Origin of the sequence: Candidatus Pelagibacter communis, assembly GCF_001179945.1 — a bacterium.
GTDB classification, from domain to species: domain Bacteria; phylum Pseudomonadota; class Alphaproteobacteria; order Pelagibacterales; family Pelagibacteraceae; genus Pelagilacustribacter; species Pelagilacustribacter ubique_A.
Genome location: NZ_CVSG01000065.1, coordinates 1 through 1327, shown reverse-complemented (window position 1 = coordinate 1327; position 1327 = coordinate 1). Strand labels below are relative to the sequence as shown.

Below are 1327 nucleotides of genomic sequence, written 5' to 3'. Positions count from 1 at the left end.
TTAAATCCATTATTTATTTTTGGTTATGGATTTATACCAGCATTTGGAATCGCTGGTTTAGCTATCGCTACACTAGTTTCTCAGTGTATTGGGTTAATATATTTAGCTAATAAAGTCTATTGCTGTAAATTAAAAAAATTCCTTTATCCAGAATGCTTCAAACCAAAAATAGATTACTTAAGCTCACTTTTTAAACAATCGGTACCAATAATGTTTACGATGTTGATGATAATGTTTGGTGTATTTAATATTTTCTATTTTGTTGGTCAATTTGGAGAATTAGCTACAGCGGGTTATGGTACCGCTGTAAGAATAGAACAAGTTTTATTGTTACCAGTCATAGGTTTAAATACAGCTGTTTTATCAATTGCAGGTCAAAATTTTGGTGCAAAAATGTATTTTAGAGTAAAAGAAGTATATGGAAAAGCTCTGATGTTTGGTTCAGGATTTATGGTATTAGCAGGTATATTTGTTTATCTAACTTCAGAAATTATAATCTCTTTTTTTACTAATGATTTAGAAGTAATCCGAAGAGGAGCACTTTACTTACAGGTAGCAGCTTTAATTGGGCCCGTATATCCCGTCTTCTTTATTACCTCTGCTTTATTTCAGGCACTGAAAAGACCAATTTTTAGTTTATACATGACAATTCTAAGACTAACGTTAATACCATTTATGTCATTATGGTATGTCATAAATATTAGAAATGGTGAATATCAAGATATTTTCTATACGATTTTAGTAACAAATTGGATGATGGGATTAGTTGTATTAACTTTTGTACCATTCTTTTTAAAAAGAGTTTTTAGAATTTCTTTTAAAAAATTATTTGTATTCTAGCTTATTCTCTAATTTTCTTACAAAATAGGATACTACTAGGATTAGCACGAGGTATTCTAGAATTAAAAAAGTATAAATTTCTAAGGGCCTATAAGTGGTGGTAACCAACTCATTAGCTTTTCTTGTTAAATCTCCTATACCTATAATTGATACTAGAGAGGACATTTTTAATACATAAACAAATTGATTTCCCATGGCTGGTAATACAACTTTAATCGCTTGCGGAAGAATTACTAATCTCATCTTTCTCCAGAAATCCATTCCTAAAGATTCTGATACTTCATGTTGACCTTTTGAAATTGAATTAATTCCCGCTCTAAAAATTTCTGCTTGAAACGCACTCTCACTAATTGTCAAAGCTATTATTCCAGATACGAATGGCGAGAAACTTACCCCAATCATGATTGGAAGGCCATAATAAATCCAAAGAATTAAAACTAATAAAGGGATGGCTCTAACAATTTCTACGTATGTTATGTTAAAATAA

2 protein-coding genes are annotated in these 1327 nt (G+C 30.2%); one reads left to right on the top strand and one right to left on the bottom strand.

From position 1 onward, the window contains the following. The coding region (locus tag AMN78_RS01980; protein ID WP_256997694.1) for an MATE family efflux transporter at window positions 1-840 on the top strand (840 nt) is incomplete at its 5' end. Here the strand turns inward: AMN78_RS01980 and AMN78_RS01975 are convergent. Further along, window positions 826-1327 (bottom strand): amino acid ABC transporter permease (locus AMN78_RS01975; RefSeq protein WP_075533928.1); only part of this gene is annotated, 502 nt, incomplete at its 5' end. The two genes, AMN78_RS01980 and AMN78_RS01975, sit on opposite strands and share 15 nt — an antisense overlap.